General features: G+C 65.6%; 3 protein-coding genes. 2 read left to right on the forward strand and 1 reads right to left on the reverse strand.

The window, feature by feature from the left end; genetic code table 11:
* The first annotated feature begins 147 nt into the window (after window positions 1-147).
* Both AC1D0Z_RS16270 and AC1D0Z_RS16275 read left to right on the forward strand, forming a co-directional pair.
* Window positions 148-3,534, forward strand: coding sequence for a hybrid sensor histidine kinase/response regulator (locus AC1D0Z_RS16270; protein ID WP_477659259.1), 3,387 nt, complete (start codon window positions 148-150; stop codon window positions 3,532-3,534).
* Window positions 3,527-4,420: a response regulator gene (locus AC1D0Z_RS16275; RefSeq protein ID WP_477659260.1), complete on the forward strand. Its 894-nt coding sequence runs from the start codon at window positions 3,527-3,529 to the stop codon at window positions 4,418-4,420. The genes AC1D0Z_RS16270 and AC1D0Z_RS16275 overlap by 8 nt, the downstream gene beginning before the upstream one ends.
* Window positions 4,421-4,465: 45 nt before the next feature.
* On the opposite strand, the gene AC1D0Z_RS16280 is transcribed toward AC1D0Z_RS16275, so the two are convergent.
* A partial coding sequence (locus AC1D0Z_RS16280) for an ATP-binding protein (protein WP_477659261.1) occupies window positions 4,466-4,691 on the reverse strand: 226 nt, incomplete at its 5' end.

The raw sequence follows: 4,691 nt of genomic DNA on the forward strand, positions 1-4,691 counted from the left end.
AATCATGTTCACAAGCGTTGCGCATCCCTATACGTCAATCAACGTAGCCACCCGTGCTGGTGCAACGCACCAGATGCGGGCACACTTCTTGCGGGACGTTGCGAGTGCGTTGCCGCAGCCCTACGGCCGTTTGACGGAGACCGCCCCTTGACCATCGCCACCCAGAAAATCTTTCGTATTCGACGCGAGTACAACGCGTGGGTGGCGGACGAATCCATCGAGGACTACGCGCTGCGCTACACGCCGCGCGGCTTTCGCAAGTGGTCGGAGTGGCGCGTGGGCAATACGGCCTTCGGCGCGATGTCCTTCCTGGCTCTGGAGGCCATAGGCGGCGCCATCGCGCTCAACTACGGCTTCACCAACGCGCTGTGGGCCATCCTGGTGGTGGGACTGATCACCTTCTTCACCGGCCTGCCCATCAGCTACTACGCCGCCCGTTACGGCGTGGACATGGATTTGCTGACGCGCGGCGCGGGCTTCGGTTACCTGGGCTCCACCATCACCTCGCTGATCTACGCGAGCTTCACCTTCATCTTCTTCGCGCTGGAGGCGGCCATCATGGCGCTGGCGCTGCAGATGTACCTCGACATCCCGATCGCCTGGTGTTACGTGATCAGCGCGGTGGTCATCGTGCCCATGGTGGTCCGCGGCATCACGCTGATCTCACGCCTGCAGATGTGGACGCAGCCGCTGTGGGGCGTGCTGCTGCTCTTGCCCTACCTGGCGGTGCTCTGGAAGAACCCGCAGGCCTTTTCGGATTTCACCGGGCTGACGGGACGCACCTCGGGCAGCAGCGAGTTCGATCCGCTCATGTTTGGTGMGGCCGCCACGGTGGCGTTCTCGCTTGTGGTGCAGATCGGCGAGCAGGTGGACTTTTTGCGCTTCCTGCCCGAGAAGACGCAGGCGAATCGCCGGCGCTGGTGGGCTGCGGTGCTGATGGCCGGGCCGGGCTGGATCGTGCTGGGCATGCTGAAAATGCTGGGCGGCGCCTTCCTGGCTTTCCTGGTACTTCAGCACGAATTGCCTGCCTCGAAGGCGGTGGAGCCCACGCAGATGTACCTCGCGGGCTTCGCCTACGTCTTCAGCGACCCGGCCTGGATATTGGCTGCAACCGTGGTTTTTGTCGTGGTGTCGCAGCTCAAGATCAACCTGACCAATGCTTATGCGGGCTCGCTGGCATGGTCCAATTTCTTCGCGCGCCTCACGCACAGCCACCCGGGCCGTGTGGTGTGGCTGGTGTTCAACGTGGCGATCGCACTACTGCTGATGACGCTCGACGTTTTTTCGGCACTTGAAAAAGTGCTGGGGCTTTACAGCAACGTGGCAATTGCCTGGGTGGGCGCGCTGGTGGCCGATCTGGTCATCAACAAGCCGCTGGGCCTGAGCCCGCCGGGCATCGAGTTCAAGCGCGCGCATCTGTACGACATCAACCCGGTGGGCCTGGGCTCCATGCTGCTGGCGACGGTGGTGTCGGTGTTCGCCTATACCGGCGCCATGGGGCCCAAGGCCGAGGCTTTTTCGCCCTTTATCGCGCTGGGCATGGCGCTGGTGCTTTCGCCGCTGCTGGCCTGGCTGACGAAGGGGCGCTACTACGTTGCGCGCAAGCCGCAGGCCATGGGCGTGCCGGGCCAGCGGGTGCGCTGCCACGTCTGCGAAAACGCCTTCGAGGCCGAGGACATGGCCAGCTGCCCGGCCTACGGCGCGCCCATCTGCTCCCTGTGCTGCACGCTGGAGTCGCGCTGTCACGACCGCTGCAAGACACGCTCGCGCGCCGCCGAGCAGGCCGAGGAGTTTTTAAGCACGCTGCTGCCGAGCGCGCTTTCGAGCCGCGTCAACTTTCGTGTCGGCCACTACATGGTGGTGATGCTGTCGCTGTGCGCGCTGCTTGCCACGGTGATGGGCATGGTCTACATGCAGGAGACCACCTTCCCGCCCTCGGGTGATCTCCCGGGACTGCTGCGCTCGGCCTTTGTGAAAGTGTTCGCCATGCTGCTGCTGATCGTTGCGGTTTGCAGCTGGTGGGTGGTACTGGGAAGCGAAAGCAGGCGCATGGCGCAGGACGAGTCGAACCGGCAGAACCAGCTGCTGTCGCGCGAGATCGAGGCCCACCAGCGCACCGACGCGGCGCTGCAGACCGCCAAGGAGGTGGCCGAGTCAGCCAACCAGGCCAAGACGCGCTACGTGGCCGGCATGACGCACGAGCTGCGCACGCCTCTCAACAGCATCCTGGGGTATTCACAAATCCTGCTCAAAAGCGAGGCGCTCAGCAATACGCCGCGTGAAGCCGYGCAGACCATACAGCGCAGCGGCGAGCACCTGCTGCAGCTCGTCGACGGCTTGCTGGACCTCGCGCGCATCGAGGCCGGCCGGCTGCGTCTGGAGCCGATTCCCGTGCCGCTGCCCGATTTTCTGGAAGGACTGGTCAGCATGGTGCGTCCGCAGGCCGAAGCCAGGGGGGTGGACTTCATCTACACCCACAGCGGCCGCATGCCGGCCTGGGTGCAGGCCGACGCGAAGCGGCTGCGCCAGATCATCATCAACCTGCTGAGCAATGCGGTGATGTTCACCGACGCGGGCAGCGTGAAGCTGCATGTGGACTGCCGGCGCGAGGTGATCCGCTTTGATGTGGTGGACACCGGCATAGGCATTGCGCCGCAGGACCAGCAGCGCATCTTTCTGCCTTTCGAGCGCGGCGCCGCGGGGCGCCGGCGCGGTGAACCGGGCACCGGCCTGGGCCTGACCATCACAGGTCTTCTGACCGCGTTGATGGGTGGTGACCTGACACTGCAGAGCGAGCCGGACAAGGGCAGCACGTTCAGCGTGCGGCTTTACCTGCGCGAGATCGACGACCCCGGGCCGCAGGCCGACCCGCCGCACCAGATCGCCGGCTTCTTCGGTAAGCGCCGCACGCTGCTGGTCGTCGACGACCAGCCGGTGCAGCGCCAGATGCTGGCCGGCATGCTCACGCCACTGGGCTTTGATGTGAAAGAGGCAGCCAGCGGCCTCGAATGCATAGACAGCCTCAAGGACGGTGTGCCCGACGCCATCCTGCTGGACATCAGCATGGACGACCTGGACGGCTGGGAAACCGCGGTGCAGATACGGAGCCGGGGTTATGACAGCGTTCCCATCATCGTGGTGTCGGCCAACGTGTTCGAAAACCAGGCCTCACGGCTCAAGGCGGCGGGTTGCCAGGCTTTTGTCGGCAAGCCGGTGCTCGAATCCGAATTGATGGACGCCTTGCAGCGCCACCTGGGGCTGGAGTGGGTGACGTCTGTCGTCTCGCCTGCGCCGACCGCCGCCGGCGTGGCGGGTGCGTCCGGGGAAGCTTCGCTGGGCCTGCCCGAGGAAGCCCGCGCCGGGCTGATACGCCTGGTGAAACTGGGCCACGTTCACGGCCTGCACCGCCTGCTGGACCGCGTCGCGGCCGAAGACCCGGCGCTGGCCGCCAGCTGCGCGCGCTTGCGCGGTTTCGTGAGCCGCTGCGAGCTGGAGCTGTTGCTCGACCATTTGACGGAGGACGTTGATGCTTGACAGCCCYGAGAGCCAGCGCCCGGTCGTGCTGGTGGTCGATGACGCCCCCAGCAGCCTGGGCATGCTGTGTGACACCCTTGAAGGCGAGGGCTACACGGTGCTGGTGGCGCGCGACGGCGATTCGGCGCTGCAGCGCCTTGAGCTGGTCGCGCCCGACGCCATCCTGCTGGATGCCGTCATGCCGGGCCTCTCGGGCTTTGACACCTGCCGGCAGATCAAGGCCAACCCGGTCATGGCGCACATCCCGGTGATCTTCATGACGGGCCTGTCGGAGACGCCGCATGTGCTTGAGGGCTTTGCCTGCGGCGGCGTCGACTATGTCGTCAAGCCGCTGCGCGCGCAGGAGGTGGTGGCGCGCCTGCATACCCATACACGCAACGCGCGCATGACACGGCTGGCGCGCGAGGCGGTGGACGTGGCCGGCTTCGGCGTGGTGTTGGTCGATGCTCGCGGGCGCGTCGCCTGGCGCTCGCCACAGGCCGCCTTGTGGCTGCAGGGCGCCGAGGGCGGGGCCCTGCCGGGGCGTTTGCCCGCGCCGGTCTACGCGGCGCTGGAAGACGACACCGACGAAGTGCTGCTAAATCTGGCCGGTGTGCAACTGTCGGTGCGCAATATGGGCCGGGTCGGCATAGGCGAAACCATGTTGTTGCTGGAGCAGCGCGGCGCCAATGCCGCCTCGCCCTCGCGCCTGGCCAATGCCGCGCTGACACCGCGCGAAACCGAGGTGCTCTCCTGGTTGGCCAAGGGCAAGACCAACCGGGACATCGGCGACATCCTGGGCATGAGCCACCGTACGGTGAACAAGCACCTGGAGCACATTTTCGAAAAGCTGGGCGTGGAAACGCGGGCGGCGGCAGCGGCGCTGGCCACCGGGCATGTCTTTTAGACCGACGCAGGCCTCGCCTTAGGAGGAAACGGCGTTTTCCCGCGTTCAATGAGCCTGCGCGGCAGTGACGGGAATCTCCAGGATGAACGATGCGCCTTGTCCAGGTCCGTCGCTATGGGCTTGCAGGCTACCGCCCATTTCCTGCGCAGCCAGAATGCAGCTGTGCAGGCCGAAGCCATGGCCGTCCTTGCGTGTGGTAAATCCGTGGGAGAAAACGCGCGTCAGGTTCTCCGCTGCAATACCTTCCCCGTTGTCTGCCACCGTGATGCGC

It is taken from the genome of Polaromonas sp. P1_E3, assembly GCF_056405935.1.